The sequence below is a fragment of the Bacillus sp. mrc49 genome, assembly GCF_002803435.1.
Map to the genome: position 1 here is coordinate 1 of NZ_PHNG01000207.1, position 867 is coordinate 867.

Genomic DNA, 867 nt, shown 5'->3' on the forward strand with positions numbered 1-867 from the left:
AATTGCTTGTTAAGTTCAGTTTGCAACGCTTTGATCAAGGCCGTTTGTGTTTTAGGTCCGTTAATACCATCCTCAACAAGACCGGCATCATAACGGCTATTTAATGTTTTCTGGATGGAAACTATCGTGCTATCCCCTTTATTCTTGGAAGGCTCCTTGGTGACCTCTGAGGCCACCTCATCTTTTGGCTGCTCGACGACAACTGGTGTCTCATTATCCTTGAACTTTAAAGTAAGACTTGGCTTTTTACCTGATTGCATCTGCGCGTAAGATAATCCGCCCGTCATTTCCAAGTGAGGGTAATCTTTAAAGCCTGTCCAATCACCGCCCCATTTAAATCCTAGTTCTTTACCAATGGCAGCCACACGTCTCCATTTTGTACTAATGGTCCAGATTGCATTCTTCCCATCATCACTCACAATAAAAAAATCAATGGCTACCCCATAATTGTGGAAAGATTGTCCTGGCAAAGCTTTTGTCACAACCGGTTTTGAAAGGCTGCTATAATTTTTACCTTTGTAGCTGTAAAAACGCCCTTGGCCATATAGTGCTGCCTGTTCTTCCATAGAACGATAACCTGCGCTTATTTGAACGAAAATCCCTTCTTTATACGCCTGTTTAATCATTTCTAAGGCGGAAGCCTTCACCACTGAATTCATTCCAGAACCCATGTTTTTAATTGACCGATCTAATAAAGTTTGCAATGCTACTGTCATTTTCCATCGTCTCCTTTTAATTTAATTCATAATAAAAAGCCACCCGATGGGCAGCTTAAGATGTTTTTTCTGTTTGTTTAATGTTTTCTTGATGAACTTGCTGAATTTCTTTAATTAATACGGCTTTATCGATTTTTTCTAATAATGGATC

At 39.7% G+C, this 867-nt stretch carries 1 protein-coding gene; it reads right to left on the reverse strand.

Features of this window, described 5'->3' with window-relative positions; all coding sequences use genetic code 11:
- Positions 1–716 (reverse strand): M15 family metallopeptidase (locus CVN76_RS01465; protein ID WP_100530131.1); only part of this gene is annotated, 716 nt, incomplete at its 3' end.
- Between the last annotated feature and the right edge of the window lie 151 nt (positions 717–867).